The organism is Mycobacterium leprae TN, assembly GCF_000195855.1.
GTDB classification, from domain to species: Bacteria; Actinomycetota; Actinomycetes; order Mycobacteriales; family Mycobacteriaceae; genus Mycobacterium; species Mycobacterium leprae.
On record NC_002677.1, the window covers coordinates 28,733 to 49,886 of the forward strand.

At 54.2% G+C, this 21,154-nt stretch carries 8 protein-coding genes, 1 tRNA gene and 1 pseudogene; 5 read left to right on the forward strand and 5 right to left on the reverse strand.

Annotated features, from left to right (window positions below; translation table 11 throughout):
- Window positions 1-157: 157 nt before the first annotated feature.
- Window positions 158-240 (forward strand) — tRNA-Leu (locus tag ML_RS00120).
- A gap of 3,358 nt (window positions 241-3,598) precedes the next feature.
- On the opposite strand, the pseudogene ML_RS18305 reads toward ML_RS00120, so the two are convergent.
- Window positions 3,599-4,238 (reverse strand): annotated as a pseudogene (locus ML_RS18305) (hypothetical protein); the annotation flags it as partial.
- A 126-nt stretch (window positions 4,239-4,364) separates the two neighbouring features.
- Between ML_RS18305 and ML_RS00140 the strand changes: the two are divergent.
- Window positions 4,365-4,973, forward strand: coding sequence for a YqgE/AlgH family protein (locus ML_RS00140; protein WP_111480934.1), 609 nt, complete (start codon window positions 4,365-4,367; stop codon window positions 4,971-4,973).
- Window positions 4,974-5,300: 327 nt separating this feature from the next.
- Here ML_RS00140 and ML_RS00145 read toward each other — a convergent pair whose 3' ends face one another.
- The 3 genes from ML_RS00145 to ML_RS00155 form a co-directional block, all read right to left on the reverse strand.
- Entirely contained in the window at window positions 5,301-5,798 is a 498-nt protein-coding gene (locus ML_RS00145) for a bile acid:sodium symporter (RefSeq protein WP_231846665.1), read from the reverse strand.
- 219 nt (window positions 5,799-6,017) lie between these two features.
- Window positions 6,018-6,359: a hypothetical protein gene (locus ML_RS00150; RefSeq protein ID WP_010907479.1), complete on the reverse strand. Its 342-nt coding sequence runs from the start codon at window positions 6,357-6,359 to the stop codon at window positions 6,018-6,020.
- A gap of 195 nt (window positions 6,360-6,554) precedes the next feature.
- Window positions 6,555-7,391, reverse strand: a complete 837-nt coding sequence (locus tag ML_RS00155) for an LpqN/LpqT family lipoprotein (RefSeq protein WP_010907480.1) — start codon at window positions 7,389-7,391, stop codon at window positions 6,555-6,557.
- 197 nt (window positions 7,392-7,588) lie between these two features.
- On the opposite strand from ML_RS00155, the gene leuS reads away from it, so the two are divergent.
- From leuS to ML_RS00175, 3 genes are all read left to right on the forward strand, one after another.
- Window positions 7,589-10,507, forward strand: a complete 2,919-nt coding sequence (gene leuS, locus ML_RS00160; RefSeq protein ID WP_010907481.1) for a leucine--tRNA ligase — start codon at window positions 7,589-7,591, stop codon at window positions 10,505-10,507.
- 4,004 nt (window positions 10,508-14,511) lie between these two features.
- On the forward strand, window positions 14,512-14,781 hold the full coding sequence (locus ML_RS00170; RefSeq protein ID WP_041322250.1) for a hypothetical protein: 270 nt from the start codon (window positions 14,512-14,514) through the stop codon (window positions 14,779-14,781).
- Between the two features lie 4,299 nt (window positions 14,782-19,080).
- Window positions 19,081-19,320 carry a hypothetical protein gene (locus tag ML_RS00175; RefSeq protein WP_049769605.1) on the forward strand — a complete coding sequence of 80 codons (240 nt, stop codon included), beginning with the start codon at window positions 19,081-19,083 and terminating at the stop codon, window positions 19,318-19,320.
- A gap of 1,495 nt (window positions 19,321-20,815) precedes the next feature.
- On the opposite strand, the gene ML_RS00180 is transcribed toward ML_RS00175, so the two are convergent.
- Window positions 20,816-21,145, reverse strand: a complete 330-nt coding sequence (locus tag ML_RS00180) for a hypothetical protein (protein WP_041322253.1) — start codon at window positions 21,143-21,145, stop codon at window positions 20,816-20,818.
- Window positions 21,146-21,154 lie beyond the last annotated feature (9 nt).

Sequence of the window (21,154 nt, forward strand, 5' to 3'; positions counted from 1 at the left end):
CTGCAACGTTGGGGCACCGTGGTAATTTTGAGAATTGTATTAGGCAGTTCAGAAGCGCCTGGTCGACAGAGGCCATGATGGGGAAGTTCTTGGCAGATGCACGAAGACTAGTTGGGTGCGCGGCTACTACGATGATATGGTCCACCGGTTGTCTTTCGGGCGAGTGGCGGAATGGCAGACGCGCTGGCTTCAGGTGCCAGTGTCCCTCGGGACGTGGGGGTTCAAGTCCCCCTTCGCCCACTCTCGTGATGAGTCGAGTCATGGGTTACAAAATTCCCCGGCCATCGGCCGGGGAATTTTGTTTGGTTGGGCCAGTAGTTGTGGTCGAAGTTGATACACTGGCTGGCGATGAGGTGATGGCCCGTTTTGCTGATGATGGTGACGATGTTGGTTGTGACCGGCATTAGTACGGGGGTGTGGGTGTGAGTGCGACCGATGCCGAGGTGGTGTAGAAGGCTGCCGTGGCACAGGGTCCTTTTGCTGAATTGGTTGACGGTGTCGTGTTGGATGCGGAAATGGGGTTGGGTCGGCAAGGTAGGCCTATTGGGATGTGAGTCAGCCGGAGTGAGCTTTTGCAGCGCATCAATCGCCGTTTCCGTGATCTGCTCGACATTCCGCTAGCCTTGGTAGCTACTCACCGGTTACCGAATATATGTGACCACGACTCTAAAGTAAGCGTGAATTGTGGTCTTGAGCGCCAAACAGCACTAAAGATCCACTAAGAGAGCGGGGTTACGATGCCTGAGTTCTTCGAAGATTAGCGTCCGGGCAGCACCTGGGTGTGACGTCAAGGATTTTGGTAGCAGATTCCTCTATTCGCCGCGGCTGTTCGTTCATACGGTTATCGCTTTTCCGTCCGTACTGAGGTTATTTTTCGCATCCTTACCCATCTCTGTGTAGTTGTCGCCATATCGTCAGATGCGTTTTCCGGAGGCCCTATCAGGTACTAGAAGATATCCTGCAGTGCACTGTTGTTAAGTCTCGTCCTTGAGGGTCTTTAAATATAAATTATGCAGACGGGTATCGGAACGAAGTATATACCGTGCCTTTCGATTACCACGTCGCCGCTGAACCACAATACTTTGCTGGACAGCATGTTGTCTTGACTGCGGTGCACGATCACGATGGTGTCGATTCCCTGGCAGATGCTTTCGACGACAAACCGGAGCTTGGGAATACACTGCAACACATAGGGTCCAGTCGTGCCGCAATTCGGGGTGCAGGAGATGATTGTGGCCGTTTCCGGAAAAAGTTTTTGGAGGCTACAGGTTACGTGAACACCAAGTCTTCATGAAAATGCTGAATAAAATGACTCTACGTCGTGGGAATTCCCCTCTCCTAACCTATGATTGCCATAAAGCAACCGGATCAACGTTCATGGGGCCACTGTAATGGCTACAACGCTAGCGATCCATTTTAAATGCTCATACCGTGGATATTTCCTTTCACATTCGATTGAACACAATGCGAAGTAAACAAAGTCCTGGAGAGAATCTCGATGGGGATCGAAAATGTAACGGCCGGGACAATTTTATTTTTGGCGGACTAACGTTTCAGCCATTAGACGATCCAACCACAACGTGTTGGCGTGGCTAGCTGTGCCCGACCAGTCAGACGGCATGAGAGCTCACAGAGGAAGCAGATGCTCCGCTCGGCGAATTCCTTCTCGGTACGGATTCCCACATAGCGTAGGAAGGCCAGTTCACGTAGCTCTCGGCGATACCTGTTATCGGACGGCCTGGCGCAGTCTAAGGTGGTTCTGCCGGCTCCAGCTTCGTCCCCCGATCCGCTCTCGGATTCGTCCAGGTTGTCCGGGCCACTGGCATCGGCAGTGCCAGTGGTGTCGGTCATTGACTGCCAGGGTCATCTAACTGAATAGGTTTTGACACCGCCTGCAGAGGTTTCTGTGGCTACGTCCAGGCTGGTGGTCGGCAGTGGCTACCGCGAACGAACGTGCCTCCGGGAGGCTGTCGTAACCTAACTGGTCGGCACGGACAGTTCCCCTGATGGAGTGGTTGAGCCCGCTTTCGCCCATGGCCGCGGTAGTCAATGAGCCAGGGTTCGTGGTTACCGGGAACAGCGTTGGGGGCTAGAGTGCTGTGCCCGGGCAGTTCTGTAGCCTTGCCTAGCCACTAGCGATGTCTATTAGGTGTGGGCTGGAATGTCATAACCGCGAAGGTTGTAGGCAAAAGCTGCTACCTTTGAGCTGTCCATTCATTGGTGCCTCAAAAAGGATTATGACTAGGTTCCCCATCAGCTCCAGCACGTCCGGCGGTGTTACCAGCGGGTAGTACTTGTTTTACCAGCTCCTGAAGCGCGTTGGGCACCGCGGCCGACGCTTATGGAATACTTGCCACGATGTTCTGCGCGTTGCCGGCGGAGGTGCCCGAGGGCTTGGGTGACCGTGGTGGTTTCGCCCGCCTGGGTTGGTACTGGACGTCAGCGATGCAATCGACGGCGACGCGGTTGCATAGCTGGACATGGCGTCTGTGTTGTGGTTTCAAATCTTGGTTGCCGCTATCAACAGGGCTTTCTGGCTAAAGAAGTTCGTCGCTACCAAGCACCATCAGCAGGCTGCTGTCGGCTGCCACCATCGGTGGCAGCACTATTTTCGAGAACGTTACCTGTAAGCAGAGGCCGTTGGGATGGCCTGGTTGGCTGTCTGTTCGGTCAGTGCAGCGGTCATTCTCAGCCACGCCACTATACGGTGTGAGTGCGACAGCTATTGCCGCTGCTGTCGGGCCCAGCCAGGGGTCCAATGGTCAGTCCGCCAATTTGCCCGCCTGATACGAGCGCGCGGTCTATTGCGGTTCAGCGGCCAGCTCTTCCCAGGCCATCGGCCAATATTGGTCTCGTTCCAGAGATGGCATACATCCCGGCGGAGTGGATATCCGGCGGTAGTGAGGTGAAATCCATCGCCCAGCCTCTCATCGGTGAGCCGGGCAGTCTATCCGCTGGCGGCGTGGGTGAAGGCAAACGGGACAACACTAACGTCGGAACCGCGATTCTGCGCGCTGAAATTTTGTTAGTGACACTGGTGGCTGAGTCGACGGCCAAAAATCCAGCTGTCCCTAGAGCGCATGTTAATCCAGGTTTAGACTCAGACGGTGACGCTCACCAAAGGACTTGTGTAAGAAGAACTGGGCTTTTGCAGGTGTACTGATATCGGTCAGCGCTCATGCTGACGAGTTGCTGGAAAGAGCGACGATGTGTTTTGGTAACCTGAGCTGGCTATCGCAACGATCCTGACTATATGGGTGCCCAGTCATTTCCGGTAGCGCTGTGCCGGAACTACTAAGGAAATTCATTCGCTACGGCTGAAGTCGCACTCGTTCTTGGCTTTCTGCGGTGACTGAGTCGGTGATGTCGGCAAACTCTGGATGTTGCTCGATAACGTGGGTGACTATCTGCACCGCCTAGTTGGCGCACGGCTTGACCGTTTGATTGGCCACACCGGATGGACGAAGCCAGAAGCTACCATGATCAATAGTAGTTAGCCCAGAGCCGGCGATTGGGACGACCATGCCCGCCGCTAATATCCCTTACCATGGCTTAAGTGTCCTCGGCGGCAGATCGTGGGCAGGGATTAGCGCCATTCCAGAAAGGATCTGATACTCGTTGCAGCGAAGAACAGCAGCCCGCCGCTTAACCCGCCGACTGCGGGGTCTTCATGTGGTTGATCAGTAACAATATCAGCAGTGAATTGATGCTCACCACCATCCAGTGTGCGGCCAAGACAGATTTGATTGCAGCGACAGCTCGGCTACTCGTCATGGTCCGCGCCGTGTAGCCAGCATGGCACTATTTGTTCACATGGCACCGCGTGGGGTACGGCCTGCCGACAAGCTGGATTGGACGAACCGAGCCGGGCCGTTAGCGGGCAGCGCTGACCACAGCAGTGGCATCTCACTGGCCCTGACTTTCAGAAGAAGGATTCCGATCCTGTCGATGAGCGCCAGCCGTCTGATGTTGGCGCCAACGAGCACCGGCCGGCGATCCCAACGGTTCATCAATACCCCGGCAAACGGCTCCGGCGGTGAGTTAGGGAATAAGTAATACCATGAAGAGAGCGCTCGCTGCTCTGTCTGGGTTGAACAGCAACGCTCTGGCCAGCCCCGCCTTCATTATTCCGTTATCACTCAATTGACTTGCCACGAGCATTTGCAGCAGTTGCCGGAAGTCTGGCAAGTGCCCATCGACTGTCACACGTCGATAGGTGCGCGCATCCGAGTTTGCATCACTAAATCCACTTTTTATGATCGAGGCTAGCCTCGATCTGCGCTGATTCCACAACACTACAAAACAAATATTCGTCGGCCGTCCTCGTTTGCACTAGGTAATGTTGCGGATGGTGCGATGATGGTGTGGTGATCCGGCCTGAAGACCCCGAAGATTATGTTGCACCCGCCGCGCAGAGGGTGCGTGCAGGTACGTTGCTGTTAGCCAACACTGATCTTCTTGAACCGACGTTTCGGCGTAGCGTGATCTACATAGTAGAGCATAACGAGGGCGGCACCTTGGGCGTGGTGCTCAACCGGCCAAGCGAGACCGCGGTCTATAACGTGTTACCGCAATGGGCAAAACTGGCGGCCAAACCGAAAACGATGTTCATTGGGGGTCCGGTGAAGCGTGACGCAGCCCTGTGTCTAGCGGTGTTGCGGATCGGCGCTGATCCGGACGGTGTCGCGGGTTTACGGCATGTGGCGGGCCGGCTGGTGATGGTCGATCTGGATGCCGAACCGGATTTGATCGCACCGCTGGTGGATGGTTTACGGATCTTCGTGGGGTACTCGGGCTGGACCATTGGTCAGCTCAAAGGAGAAATTGAGCGTGACGACTGGATTGTGCTGTCGGCGTTGCCCTCTGACGTCTTGGTTGGGAAGCGGGCTGATCTGTGGGCACAGGTTCTTCGCCGCCAACCGCTGTTGCTGTCGCTGCTTGCGACTCACCCGATCGACGTCAGTCGGAACTAAAAGCTTCTCCTCCGATGCGGACGGCATCGCACGACTACCTCGTATTGGTTTCGTCGACTGGGTTTCGTTCCAATCTGCTGGCGATCGACACGCAGGCCACCAGGTGAACCTGATGAAAAGTGATGGGCAGGCAACATGGTCAAGCTGATTGCGGCATCTAGGAAAAGCACCAGCGCCATCGAAAGACGGGGTGCCCAAACTCTTGGTTTGAATTACTGAACAGCAGGACAATCACGTCGCGTCGGTCGAGTTGAGCAAGTTGGCCGATGACCCCGGTGCAGACTAGCATCACCGCAAGCAACATGGTGTCGACAGCGATAACCAAGATTAACCGCTACGGATTGATGCTGACCCAGATTCTTTTAACCACGCCCATCGAGAAAGCCGTGTACACCACCAGCAGGATGGAGTCGCAGTCGACCACCTTGAACAGGGGCTCATAGTGAACAACGGTCGCAGCGATCCAGGCCGCATCAGCTGGCAGGCTTCGAACGGCAGCAACAGCTGCAGCACAACATAGCGGATCGAAGCACCATCCAGGCGCGGTACGCCGCTGGTATTCATCAGCAGTACCACCAGCAGTGGGGTCACTACCACGCCTAAGATGTTGGACAACGATGCGTTCATGATGGAGGCTGAGACGTGGCCTCGTGCGATCGAAGTAAACGCAATCGAAGACCGTACCGTTGACGGGACCAGGAACAAAAACAGCACCTCGTTGTACAGGTCAATGGTCAACACCGAGGACATCAAGAATTGAATGGCCAACCCAAGAGCCAGGAAAACTACGAACGTCGCGTCAGCACCAACCAGGCCAGCCAGCACTGGCGGCCACTGTGCCAGTTCTGCTGCGGCGACACTCGGGTGCCGTAGAAGAATAAAGTATGACGATGGCCGCTTTCGTGACGAAAGGCATGGTGCCGGCTGCCTCACCGCGGGTCGGCAACAGATCAGTAAGTGCTGCGGTTGCGCCCACTGTCAGTAAAAATGGTGTCGACCTGGACCACCCTTAACTGCTTTAACACGACGGTCACAGCAGGCAGTTTAACGGCAGGATAGAATGCAGCCGGCGCAGTTCTTGCCGCAACTGGTCGCTGTTGCCCGCCGGCGTAATGTATATCGCGCGCTTTGCCACGAGCCGGCAGCCAGGGTGCCGACGGCACCTGTGACACAAACGGCCACCACTATCAGGGCGGTGTGTGCAACCGCGACCAGGGCCACCACACCACCGGCGGCTAGCATTATCGCGGCGGCCAACTGCGGCGGCGCCATGGCACGCATCGCTAGCTGCGTGGGGTCGACGGTCTGGTTGTGGATGAGTGCCCAGGTTCCGAACACGGCGGATATCACCGCCGCACACACGCACAGTGTGCCCGCGATCAACATGTGTCAACAATACGAGTCCGCCAGTGAGTTCGCCTTACCTAGCCTCCCAGTCGGCTACCCGGAGTCGGTGTGGTCGCCAACTCAGTGCGACAGGGTTGGTACTAGGTTCGGTAGCGGCGACAGTCCGGGTACCAATGACAGCAGGCTGGGTGTATGTGGGTTGGCCTGGCTGCATTCCAAGGCAAGGGCACCAGCCTAACGGGTGCCAAGCTGGGGAGGTACTGGGGCGGACACCGTGGGTGAGGACACCCGGAAGCCGTTAACGATGGCGTTGGTGGCCGGTGCATCGGCGACCGCTTGCGACAGAGCAGTGGTCACAGACAGCGAAACTAAATATTTGTCAGGCCCAGAGCTGGCGATGACGTGGCGCCGTGAGGTATTTAGCGTCATACCGTTTTCACGGTATGTACCTTCGATGATTGATGATGGAAAACCGTCGAAATCCGCTTTGGAAGCGTTGGTGGTCTGCCACGCCGACAGTTGCTGAGTGTCGACGAAGCCGTGCGTGATGGCCTCCTTGGGATCGAAGTTGCCAACCAAGTTGTACACCACTAACTGTGCGTTTGAGGTGTAGAGGCTATTGCCCAGCCGGTCGGCGATTACCGCGAATGCGTCGGGCACGTTCGGGTCCGGAACCTGAGTCCAGCGGGTGGGCACTGGCAAAGTGATGTCGAGCGCCTTGAAGCCATGCGGCTTTTGCGCCACCAACTTGATGTTTTTTGCCTTGAAGTAGTCGTGCAGCGATTCAGAGACTGGGGCAGCCACCGCTAGCGGTGGCTGCCCCAGGGCGGCCGGTCCGGGCGCCTGCGGGGTCGCGACGAACCTGTTGTTGGTGGTGATCCCCCCGGGAACGGCTGTGACGCTCTGTATGGGTGGCAGTGATGCCGGCGGGAGAACACCGGGAATAGCCGGTGGGGGTGCTGGCGGCGAAGGATCAGCTGCGGCGGTGCCGCCAGCGAAGACAGTGACACCCATTGCGGTGGCAGCCAGACCTCCTGCGAGCACACGCCACGTTTGTGTGGACTGAATCATTTGCGTTGGTCCTTCCCCATCACCGCACCACACGGGTACCACCTGCCTGCTGTTCGTGGCTGACAGTAACTAGTGGTCAGGCAACGTGAACAGGCTAGAAATAGAGCTGGGATGAAGCCCTGATCGGTGCGCAACGGAACTGATACCAACCTGTGGCCACTCAGGCCCGTAAAGTGGAGCCCTTATACCCTGTTCACGTGACTGAACTGCCGACCACTGTCCCTGGGTACAACTCGGCTGTTGCCCAGACGGACTCCGATGCGATGCGATACCGCTATACCGCGGAGCTAGCAGGCCGTATCGAAAGCACCTGGCAAGACAACTGGGCGCGGCTGCAGACCTTCAACGTGCCCAACCCGGTTGGGTCGCTAGCCCCGCCGGACGGATCGGTAGTTCCCGCCGACAAGTTGTTCGTACAGGACATGTTTCCCTATCCATCGGGTGACGGATTGCATGTTGGACATCCACTAGGTTACATCGCCACCGACGTCTACGCTCGATACTTCCGTATGACCGGTCATAACGTGCTGCACGCGATGGGGTTCGATGCTTTCGGGCTGCCCGCCGAACAGTACGCGATGCAAACCGGAACCCACCCACGCATTCTAACTGAGGCTAACGTTGTCAACTTTCGGCACCAGCTGGGCCGGTTGGGTCTTGGCCACGACAGCCGACGCACCTTCTCGACCACCGATGTCGAGTTCTACAAGTGGACCCAGTGGATTTTCCTGCAGATCTACAACGCTTGGTTCGACGTAGCAGCTAACAAGGCGCGCCCGATCGCAGAATTGATTGCCGAATTCGATTCCGGTGAGCGCCGCCTTGTTGACGGCCGTGACTGGGCCACGTTGTCGGCCGGGGAGCGGGCCGACGTGATCGACAACTGTCGACTGGTCTACCGGGCGGACTCGATGGTCAACTGGTGTCCGGGTCTGGGCACGGTACTGGCCAACGAAGAGGTCACCGCCGACGGTCGCAGCGACCGCGGCAACTTCCCGGTATTCCGGAAACGTTTGAGGCAATGGATGATGCGGATCACCGCCTACGCTGACCGGTTGCTGGACGACCTTGACCTGCTGGACTGGCCGGAGCAAGTCAAAACTATGCAGCGCAACTGGATCGGCCGTTCCAGCGGAGCGACCGTGCTGTTCTCAGCGATCCTAAGCCGCAGCGATGCCGCGACAACCGAAGTCGACGTCGAGGTGTTCACCACCCGGCCGGACACCATGTTTGGCGTCACCTATCTGGTGCTGGCACCCGAGCACAACCTGGTCGACGAACTGGTTGCCACCGTCTGGCCGGACAGGACGGACCCCCGGTGGACGTATGGTGCCGCCACGCCAGGTGCAGCTGTCGCAGCCTACCGCCGTGCAATCGTTGCCAAGTCGGACCTCGATCGCCAAGAGAGCAAGGAGAAGACCGGCGTCTTCTTGGGTAGGTACGCCACCAACCCAGCCACCGGAAAACCGGTGCCGATTTTCGTTGCCGACTATGTACTGGTCGGCTATGGTACCGGTGCGGTCATGGCGGTTCCCGGCCATGACCCGCGTGACTGGGACTTCGCCCATAAGTTCCATTTGCCGATCGTCGAAGTTATTGCTGGAAGCGATATTTCAGAGGCCGCCTATGTGGGCGATGGTGTGTTGGTGAACTCCGGTTACCTCGACGGTATGGACGTGGCAACAGCCCAAGAGGCCATTACCGCCCGCTTGGAGTCCGAAGGTCGAGGACATGCTCGCATCGAATTCAAGCTAAGAGACTGGCTTTTCGCTCGGCAGCGGTATTGGGGTGAGCCGTTCCCAATAATCTATGATAGTGACGGACGACCGCATGCGCTAGACGAGGCCGCACTGCCGGTTGAGCTTCCCGACGTACCGTACTACTCTCCGGTGTTATTCGATCCTGATGATGCTGACAGCGAGCCATCACCTCCGCTGGCCAAGGCGACCGAGTGGGTGCACGTAGAGTTGGATCTGGGCGACGGTTTGAAGCCTTACAGCCGCGACACCAATGTCATGCCACAGTGGGCGGGCAGCTCTTGGTACGAACTGCGTTACACCGATCCACACAACTCAGAGCGGCTCTGTGCCAAGGAAAACGAGGCCTATTGGATGGGTCCACGGCCGACTGAACACGGCATCGACGATCCCGGCGGCGTTGATTTGTACGTCGGCGGAGCCGAACATGCGGTGCTACATCTGTTGTATGCGAGGTTTTGGCACAAAGTTCTATACGATCTGGGCCACGTCAGCTCTCGAGAACCCTACCGTAGGCTGATCAACCAGGGCTACATCCAGGCTTTCGCTTACACTGATGCTCACGGTTCATATGTGCCGGCGAACCAGGTATTCCAACGCGGCGACGGGTTCTTCTGTCCGGGACCCGACGGCGAGATCGAAGTCTTCCAAGAGTTTGGGAAAATCGGTAAAAGCTTGAAGAATTCGGTATCACCTGACGAAATCTGCGATGAATACGGTGCAGACACGTTGCGTGTGTATGAAATGTCAATGGGGCCGTTGGAGGCGTCCCGACCGTGGGCCACGAAGGACGTCGTTGGCGCATATCGTTTCCTTCAGCGGGTGTGGCGACTGGTGGTAGATGAACGCACTGGTGAAACCCGGGTGGTGGACACAGCAGGGGAGTTAGATACTTACACGTTGCGAACATTGCACCGCACCATCGCAGGAGTGTCCCAAGACTATGCTGCACTGCGCAATAACACCGCAACGGCGAAGCTGATCGAGTACACCAACCATCTCACCAAAGAACACCGTGGCTCGGTGCCCCGGGTCGCTGTCGAGCCTCTTGTGTTGATGTTGGCGCCGCTAGCCCCACATCTGGCAGAAGAGCTGTGGCTGCGGCTGGGCCACACCACCTCTTTGGCGAACGGCCCTTTTCCCCAGGCCGATCCCGCCTACCTTGTTGACGATACCGTTGAATACCCGGTGCAGGTGAACGGCAAGATTCGGGGTCGGATAGTGGTTGCCGCCGACGCGGACTACGACACCCTGAAAACTGTTGCGTTGGCTGACGATAAAGTACAGCAGTTTTTGGCCGGTGCTACACCGCGCAAAGTGATTGTGGTCGCGGGCCGGCTGATCAGTTTAGTCATTTAAAGTTGGTGTCCGGGCCGCAACACACCCTCCTGCAGGTTGCTGTCGTGTTTGTGTCTGTGGCGGTGAGTTGTTCGGTTGGTTTCATAGGTGGTGGGTGAAATGGCTGTTTTTGCGTTTTATGACTGGCCGATATGTTCGGTAGTCGTGGGGGGCAGCCCGGAATCCTGTTGACGTGTTTTGCTGTGTTGCGGGGTTTTTGTTGGTGGGTGGCTGACTGCCTGCTTTCGATGAGGCTTCGTGTGCTTTGCCGCAGTGGACACGATTAGCGCGGCGCACGTAAGCATGTCGGTGGTGGGTGCTGCTTGGTCTACATGTTGATGATGCCAGGGGCTGGGCACCTGGGCTGTGCTGAAGGCGATATCGATGCAGGCGTGGGTGTGAGGGTAGTTGTTAGCGCCGCGGGGTAGGGGCGTTTTAGTGTGCATGTCATGGCCTTGAGGTGTCGGCGTGGTCAATGTGGCCGCACCTGAACAGGCACGTCCCCGTGCACGGTATAACTATTCGCACCTGATGTTATCCCTTGCACCATTTCTGCCGCTGGTATCGGTGTCGGCGGCTTGTTGACCGGCCCTCAGCCAGCAAGCAGGCATGCCGCCGGGTGCAGCAGTATCGTGTTAGTGAACAGTGCATCGATGATCCGGCCGTCGGCGGCACATACGGCAACCTTCTAGCGCAGATCAACCACCCACACCCCACCAGCCCACCACAACACCACCACCACGGAAAATTTCTTCACCTATGACGGATCGCAGGTATGTGCGGTAGCCGTGGACCGGGGTGGAAGGTGCGCTGGTTCGGATTCGATGGTATCACCGCACACCGGTGATTTGTTGGTCGACTTTCGACGGTTTTGACGTTCAAGGCTATGTCAATACCTGGTTGCTCGGTACCGACGGTAATGGTGTGGCGGACCGGGTTGTTTGTGCTGGTTTGTGATGGGAAAATGGCATAAACGGGTACACCGGCGGCGACAGCGTCGTCGACAGCACCAGCGATATATAATATAATATGTAGCTGGCAAGATTACGGGATATTGTTCAACTGGTCGACAGGACGTTAATTCCGGTGGCGACTAGACAACCTGTTCGGATCCGGTGCATCCCGCGGAAGCGGTGAAGTGATAGCTAACCACTATTGTTTTAGATTTACCTAACATCTAATCCTGAGGGCTGATGAAAATCGAGAAATTTATGTCAGACGGTGGTACACATGGCAGTGTAATCGGAGTTTATACTGCCTTCTCAGCAATACATCGACTCTGTTCTGCAAATCACTACCGCAATCGAAAATGAATACCTGAGTAGCTACGAAAACACCAGTTGACGTCGTATCGTTGAGCGGTAAAGTAGGGACAATTTGTCTTGTAGCAGCGGGTCAAATTGAACACAGTCTTCAGCAAATCTCTCCGGAGTTCAAAGGTTAGTTTACGACCTTGGCCAGACAGTGTTGTTCATGGAACAGTATGAAGGTGAAGTGGCGTGCGGTATCATTAGTCTCTTTGACTCGGAAACTCAAGAGATCTAGCATAGGTCATTACAAACATCCTCAACGTTGTAGATAAATTTTCACGTAAAGAATTACGGACATGACCGATCAGATCACTTATAACTACGTCACCGTCGGCGCTTTCTTTTCTGATATCGGTAGCGGGTAGCTCAATATGATGGAAATCCATCAAGAAATTCTGCAGCAGACCTAAGCCGTGGTTTATGTTTTAGTGCAAGGGTTCATTGACCTTCTTTTATGCACAGTGGCAGATAGTGCACGGATTCGAAAGCCTTATCGAGACGATTAATTCAGCATAGCCAGGTCGTGTGAACAACACGATAGATAGTATGCAAATTGCCGATGCTGATATCGCACAGGACTTTATGGTATAATCACCTGCAATGCCAACTAAAGCGGGGCGCACACGATGGAGTGTGTCCCCGCAGTCATATTTGGGGTGATGTGTTAATTAGCGCTGTGTACGGATTACGGGTTCTGCAGGTGCTCACAGGAATCGAGGTTGTGACGTACGTGGATCCAGGTGAAGCTCTAAGCGGCTGGCGTTGAAATACATCGAGGATGTGTTGAATTGTGCCGTCGGCTTTATCGACGACTCTGACGGTGTGAATAGCACTGTGTTGGAGCTGTTGTTCGTTTGCCCGCGACATTGTAACTACTTCTGCCGTTTTGCATACCGGGTGGCAGAGAGCCAGCCCAGGTGTTGCTAGCGCAGGTTTGCGCAGTGGTGGGTTATGAAAGAAAGAACGGTTGATGTCGCGTCCTTATCAGCCGGTGGAGCGGGGAACCGCCAGCGGTCGGAACCAAACTGCCAGGGTGGCGCTCGAGGCACAGATCGAGCGATTGTGCGGCACTAAATACCCCCGGAGAGTTATGTCCAGTCACACTGGGCGCTGATGCCCTGCGCGTTGTGGACGGTTTAAGCAGGAGATCTTACGCGCACGTTCTTTGGGCAGTAGCAGTAAGGGGGGTTGGATGCGGGCTAAACACAGATGCTCGCATGGCCGTCTATCTCGGCCGGTCAGCGTAAGCTTGGATAGTTGCAATTCAATCCGGGCGTAGAAACCGGCCGGCCCACATGGACCTACTAACGAGCCCAGCGCAGTGACTAGCGTCGATACGTCGGACGGCCGTATAGTTGCTGAGAAAATCTGTTCCGCAGGTAATAAAGGGCTGACAATCATACCAAATTCTTAAGATAGATATTTATTGAGATCAACCATATGTTAGGGCACACACCTGCACGATAAAGAATGTAATTTATCGATAATGTTGTGTAGTTTAGGTGAATAAAAATATTAAAAATTGACATCCTGATTGAACAGTGGAGATTCTTGTCTGATTCGTCAGAGCAGGGCGTTTTAATTTAATAAAAAATATGGTAAATCTACCGTCGATACTAGTATTCGATATCAGGAACATTACACATTTACGATATGACCATACTCTCGCACAATAACCATCATGTAGGTGCTGCAGAAATTTATATATAGCGTGTCATTTTATATCATTAATTTTGGTGAATTGCCAGCTGTATGAAATTACCGAAAATTGCAAAAGCGGATACGACGTCACATTCGTAAGTAGTATGTTATTGGGGGTCTCAGGAAAGCTAGCTTCGGAAAGACCGCTATGATCGCATGTATCGGTGTAGATTTCCAGTAATGCCGGCCTCAGAATCTGGTGGCCATCGATACAGCGCCCCGCTTTAGAACGCCCTAACAGGAGGATCGACGAATTTCCACCGGGCGATTACGCTGTTGTTCTCCACGACACCGACGTCCAAGTTTATGTGGACATTCGAGAACATCATTAGAAAGAACAGCATTGGTTTCGATGCATTAGCAAGAAACCGAGTATCGGATCAGCCGCAGCAATTAGGTTCCTTTTCCTTCGAGGTATACTGGCGTTCTGTTACGGCTGCGCTGCACTCACACCGTCATCGTAGTTGCCTCCTCCGACAACTTCGAATACGTGCTTGAAGGCGGTGCTTGACTTGCGCGACACTCTGGTATTTGTTTCAGGTCTAAGTTAACATATTGCTATCGGTTATGTGTAACTATCGACTTGCTGAGCTCTATTAGGTTATCACAACTTGGTGTTCCGAAGTATACTGAACGATAGTTGTAATAAGTATAAAACCGGTTATCGGACATACCTCAACTGGCGTTTTGGGTAGTCGGGACTATGGTTGAATTCATGCCTTGCGATTCGTATCTTGCAAATGGCGGGATAAGTGACACACACTACGGGTGGAAGAATAAAGACCCGACTTCGGCTATTCGAGATAACGGCAGCGCCGGCCGACAGTGACATTCCGGATGCTGGGAGAACGAGTTAGTTTCCAGCATCGGTGACGATAAACAGCGAAGCAATGGGGGTACCTCCCAGCCGTGAAGCAGCGAGAGGGAAAGCGATGTTCGTAACACAGTTAATGGGTAAGGTCTCATTTCCGGCTCGTTGTGCGGTTCTATGTAGATAACAGCCACGTTTCTTAGGTGTATTCAGTATCTGTACCGCTCGAAGTTTTCATCGATAACATAAGCAAGTTGCGTGATGTTGAACTCAAACGCTGCCCGATCAGCGAACTCGACCCCGGTATCGGACACGAACTGCACAAGACCCACGGCGTGCGGCCGGATATCACCATTACGTTCGATGAACTAGGCGTCGATGACGGTGCCACGCTCCCACTGGTTCCTGCGGTGAAAAGCGAGTCGTTCAATTTGCAGTACGAGTGCAGTACGACTCGTTGTCCACCGGATTAACCTGTATCAGCAATGCAGGTTGTTCGAACCGATCGCTGTTCAAACGGACTCGCACACGGCACTTGTCTTCCTTGCGAGGTTTCGGTGGTGCTGCTGGTAGTGTCCGTGCGCCAACGCACCGCCACTGACTCTTGCTCTTTAGTGCCTAGCACCGTGACCGGTGCCGCTGGTCTGTTAGTGGCCGGGGGTACGGGGCACGGTGTGGCGTTGGTTGCCGCATCGTGCCGACATGATCGACGCACTTGGTTGACTTGCGGTGCCATTGCTTTCAGCAAGCCCGGACTGTACGTGCCCCGGAAAACTAGTATCCGCGCACTTAAATTATCTTGGCATTGACTGGCGCAGCCCTGACGTATGGAACCGCCACGGCAATGCGGCGCCATCTGATGGTAGCGGCGATAATCGTGACATGTGTGTCTCGCTGAGTTTGTGACCGCTGCCTGTATGTGATCACCGAGGCTGAGTCGGCCAACATAACTGTTTGTAGTAGGGCCACTGGGGGAGCGTGGCTAAGGCCGCTTAACATTGCTGTGGCAGAGTATCGCCTGCACCTGAACGATTAAGTTGTCGATTCTAATGTGGCGCTCCCCACGCCTGGGTTCAGGATGCTAAACATCAACACGGCTTGAAAATATTAGACCGATAACAGGGTGCTGGCAGCCGTGATCGATGCCGGCATCAATCTGAGTCAGTGGTTCCCCATGGTGACCGGAGGCGACTGCATCATGAGGTGGTGGCGGGTTAGCGAACTGTGATGCACACGGCACATCGTGGCGTACGTAATCGGTGTGACTCCGTAAGGCACTCTGATGCCCGCCACGTCACTTTGTCGCCCAGTACTCCCGCCTTTCCTCCACCAAACGGACCAACATCGACTCAGGGCCATCACCGCCGTACATTCCGGTGACGGTCTACCCAAGCCGTACGGCTCCGCCTCCAGATGCACTGTCCAACGGGCTAGGGGACCCCCTCACTGAGCCGACCGATTATCCCGAGGTGACCGCTCCCGTAGACGGGTTCGCCCGACGGAATTGTTGGCGTCGCATCACATGTGGTGATCATGCCCATTCGGCAGTCCTCGCGCGCATACGAACTGGTCAACTGCGGGCCCTCGGCGTTGCCGTCGTGTACGCCGCCGTTAAGGATGCGGTGATCGTTTCAGAGTCAGGAAATGACAGCAAAGATGGTTGTGCCAAAGCTCTTCGTTCGACCCGTTAAGCATGTTCGATCTTCGTAACTTGCATAAAGTTAAAATCGTGTCACCAGTTGTACTGGTTCTTTGATTACGTGCTATCGCTGGCCGGCGTGGAACAACACGGGCGCATCGACGAGCACTAAACCTGACCGGGCCTTGGGTAGCGGCAGCGGAACCCGGAGTCGGGATTATAGGATTGTCGCCCGAAATAGGGAGAGGGGTCAGTAAATTCCTACCTAATTTATTCACCTGGGCTGGGTGAACGTGCCGATCTGGGGCACCAGCTTTTCAGCGGTTTACGGCAATGGAGTCGCAGTGTTAGTGTGGGCTAAGTATATCCGAGGTTGGATGCTCGCCAGGTGATCAATCGAGTTTTGCAGACGGCACACAATCCGCCACGCTGGGTAGCCACTCAAGTCGGTCTATGGTGCCGTACAATGGTCGGCCGAGATAACTTTTATGTTTCTGTGGGAGAAAATTTCATTCGTGGCTTCGGTTCGCGTACTCCAGTCAGCTGCGCCGTAGCTAACTTTCGACTGCTGCGCCCGCAATATTCTCTAGATATTCGGTAGTCTGATTGGGGCAGCCGTCGTAGTGGCTTCGCTAATTGCTCGGGTTCGGCGAGAGCAAGGATGGGCGCGATCAAAACCAGAGTTCTATTCTGCTAGAATAGATGGTAAATAGATACCTTGGTGCCGCAATAATTTTGGTAATTGGAATTGTCATCGGTATCTTGTGAGGGTGGTGTCAGTCATTATGGTCAGGAATATTTTTGTGGCGCCTGCAATAACCGAAAATTAAGTGGAAAGAACCATGTATAATGGTCAATTATCACGCTGTTGGTGAATTTTAATATAAGGACGGAATGGTGGTGGAAGAAGTGCAACTAATTGGGAATTCTTATAAATCCATTCTGTTTAACAGGATAGTTTGAAACTATATCGAAAATTACTATAAAGTAAGAATTTGACTTCACTTTTTGCGTAAAATTTTTGTTCTGATGGTAGATTAGAAAATATGATTTAAGTGTAGGGTGCCGACTACGGCAGCATCGGCGACTACCCATAGGGTATGCGACATGCTGACTGGAATACTAGATTTATACCAGGCAGCGGGGACGCCTAGTTAAATTGTGCCAATTTCAACCCTCTACAATGTTGAGGCCTTCAAGCTTGCTTACCTTGGTTAGGGCATAGCCGCTGTGCAGCTGCACAGCGGCTATGCCCTAACCAAGGTATTAGTGCGAAAGTTGTTGCCTACAACGACATTTTCGAAATTTTAGACGATAGTTAGGCCAATCAACGGTAGAGGTGCTGAATCGAAGGCTAACATTCGGTGCACGGTGATTGCGGCTGGTTGAACACCTAAATTGGTACTCCCCCTACGGACGTCACCGCGGAAAAACTAGCTCAATCTTGGTCGATGCGTACCGGCGGGATCATCTAAAACACCATGCTTTTCGGCATTGACCCGGCTACTGGCATCACCACCATGGCAGCCTGAACCGCACAACTGCCGACTACCCCTCTGGACATGATGTTATGTACGTTGCCGAGGTGAACAGGCACAGGCCTGTCACGGTTAATCTGTGTGATCCTATGCTGTCTCTGTACAGCATCCGTCGTGGACTGCTGCCAGGACATCCGTTATCCTACTTCGGACGTCGGGCGTACTGCTGGGCAAGGTCGGTGGTGGAAATCGTATTATGTTGCCGCTGGACGACGCGGAGGACTGCAATGGTGTGTACATCGCCTCCGGGTACTCGTTGGCCACGCGGTTTGTGATCCGAATATCCTGAGAAAGGGAGTGAATTGCAGTTCACACACGAAAAACACACTGGTGGAATAGTATTCGAATGTTCGACATAGTTTTTAGCGATCATCTGAAGCTAGTCTAGGGCACTAGCGGTCAGTTTTGTGAACAGAATTCTTACGCTTACACTGCCTCCGGACACAGTTATTTTAGTGGGAAATTAGGCGAATCGTACAGGGCGAGCGTCGATGTACTGATCACACAGACAGGTCTGGCTACGGTGGAAGTACCTGTTACTGGTCCGGTGTATATGTATATGGTCGGGGGCGAGTTATTACGAGCCGAGATCCGCTACGTAACTGCTGAGCAGGGAATTTTGCAAAGCGTTGAGCTCTAGCCGGTAGATGGATCCCAATGACCAACAAGGCCAGTAGCACCACCGCGGTGGCAGCACACAAGCAGTTACATCAAGCGATGGCGTATTCGATAGCAGTAGTGCAGTTCCGCGTGCATTTACAGGAGGCTACAAAGATCGATCCATCGGATCTGCATGCTAGCCTGGACTGCTGCAAGTAACTATGCATTGTTGCTGTTATGGTACCTCTACACGTGCGGTTAAACAGCTCGGCGTGCTCCTTGTAGGCGTCGATCAAAGCCAGGACCCATATCTGTTTTCGATGACCGAAAAATAGCATACGGGATTAGTGTTTTCCAGTACATTAATTGATGATCGTCAATCCGACAAAACCGAAGCGTTGCTGGAGTTATGGATGCTTGGGAGAATCACCAATGATAGAAACACTCGAGGTCTATTTAATGTCTGCCACCCAACACTGGCCAGACGTCATCTCGGTTACAGCGGTGATCTTTCCATCGCAATTGATAATTATGTTGAGTGGTCCGATTAACGCAGCAACGAACCCCTGACTGTCCATGCCGTTGCTCTTCTGGGGCAGGTGTATGTTATCCTCGACTGCGTTAAGTTACGCGCAGTACATATCGATCCGATCAAATTGTATGACCAACATTACATACCGCCATCATAGCAATCGATTAAGTCGAATTTCCTTTGGTCGAAGTTGATCTGAGCTGAGTGCTCGGTATGGAACATCACCAGCTAGACGACCTAGACGACTAAGATTCGGCCTAGATTTGGTTGTCGAAGTGGTGTGTTGGTATGGGGTCCTGCCAAGCAGGCGTTGGTCGACCCAGCGCTACAGTTCGTGGTCACCAACGAAGACGACATCAAAACCCGCACCAACGAGTGGGACATGGTCACCTAGTGATCCGTGTAACAGCGGAGCCAGGAATAGTACGAAGAGCGGTGCAGCGAACTCCTGGAGGAAGGCCGGGTGTTGCTTGACAATCAAGTCGGGTTGGCCGAAGGCAGACGTACGGTGTCCAAGCTGGAGGATCAGATCCAGGTCTGGGCGCTGCGGCTAGCAGCCGAGCTTCCGGTAGCCAATCAGACTAACCATATGCTGCCGATAGGACCGCCTTGTAGCAGCAAGACCGCCACCACCGAGGCGCTGAGAAAGATATACGCTGGTCTGGGCATCGTGAGTCGTTCCAAGATTATCGAAGTCAAATAGGCTGACCTTTGTGGCTAAATACATCGGTGCCTCGGGCACTAAGTTAAACGAACTAATCGACCGCTTACCGGGCCACGTTCTGTTCATGGATGAGTTTCTCTTCGTTGGTGAAAAGTAACCAGACTATCGTCCAAAAATGATTGGCATGGAAATCCCTAAACTAATTTTTAGCGGCTCTCGAGGTGCACCTATTAAACTTTTTCTGAATTGCCGCGGATTACTAGAGGAAGTCGATGAATTTCTCATCGGGAAAACCTCTCTGGTGGGTAAGTTTAACCGTAATTGATTGCGGTTCGTAATCATACACACTCTATGACCTGGTTGAAGTCATTATATGCTACAGGAAGCCGCGTGTAACGATATTCGAGCTGGTCTCCGGTGAAGCTTTGAACACGGCGTGTGCGACATTGCGTGCCTACCGTACGCCTGGCTGACATGCACGTAAAGACGTCATGCAGGACTAGAGATTTGCGCGCAATGTGGTGGAGCGCTTCGCGCGGCTGCTACATTCGCGGGCCGCCGCTCAGCACCGCAGCGAGAAGTTCCAGGTGACAGCAGAAGAACGACAAGCGCTGCGCACCCAGGATTTAACGCTACGGCCATTGATACGTGCCCGGAAAAGTATGTGCCGGTAGTGATTTGAATGTGATCCGGTGTAGCGTTGCAGAATTACAATATCCGCCAAGGTGGTCCGTGCCGACGAGAACGATCTGGCCGCTCAACATTTCTGCCACTCGATCGCATTGGCCTACAAGGAATTGGCCTGGATCACCCACCGCAGCCTTCGACATCTGCGCATTACTTTTATGGCATTATTGACTAGCTGTCAACTGATACCTGCGTATAGCAGGCGAAAAATTCAGTTCCTGGGATAGCACTGTGCGAAATTTTCACCCATCCATCCTCGTTGGTTGAGCCACCGATCTGGGGCGTCATGGCGTCTGCAATCCGCATGCCACAAAGCAGTACTCACACTTTTTCAAAGCTAGTAGCAGCTCATTGACGGTCACCAGCTTTGCCTCGCTTTCAACGAGGCCCGTTACGTCACCGGCACTACCCAGCTGGTTGCCGCCGGTGCACGTTGACGCATGCTAAGCCCCCCAGTGCGAACCTGTCCCGGTTGACCGGAAAATGACTAGGGTTAGTGGGTAAGCGACAGCGACCCAGTGGAACCGGGTGTCATTTTAATAGTGCTAATAGGGGAAGAAAGTGAGTTTGATAGTGATCCGGTTAGCCTATGGAGGCGTTTGACTAGGCGCTGGTAGCGGTGGGAGTGGGAATCGCGAGTTTGGCGGCTGCGGCCTCGCTGAGTGCACCTTTAGATACGGGTTGCCCTTGCTGGTCTTGCCGGCACTGCTAACCGGCCCGAACGAAATGGTACGAGGGCATGGCTTGGCTTATGAGACTAGGTGTTCGTGGGTGGTTAAGCGACTCATGTCGGTTTCGACCTCAGTCAGGATGTTCTGCTGGTTGCTGACGCTGATACTCGAAACTCTCAGTGAGAGCACTCAACGGTGTTGATAACACATTCGGCAACGATGGCGGGATCGACCAGAATCGGATTGGTGCCGCCGGTGTTGGGATCGGGAGCGATGTCGGTACCAGGATTGGTGCCGGGCGCGTCGGCGCCGGTGCGGTCGATCAGGACTTCGATCATGTCCTGCGTTGACAGCGTGATCAGGGGTAAGGCCACCAACCAGATTTGATCAGCACGTTCTAGACTAACTTTTCTAGCCCGCCGCCAATAGCGGGTGTGGTTGCGGGTCAGATCCACCCACAGCCGAGTGTAGTCGCGCAGCGGTGGATAGAACTTGGCCGATGGCACGAAAGTTGA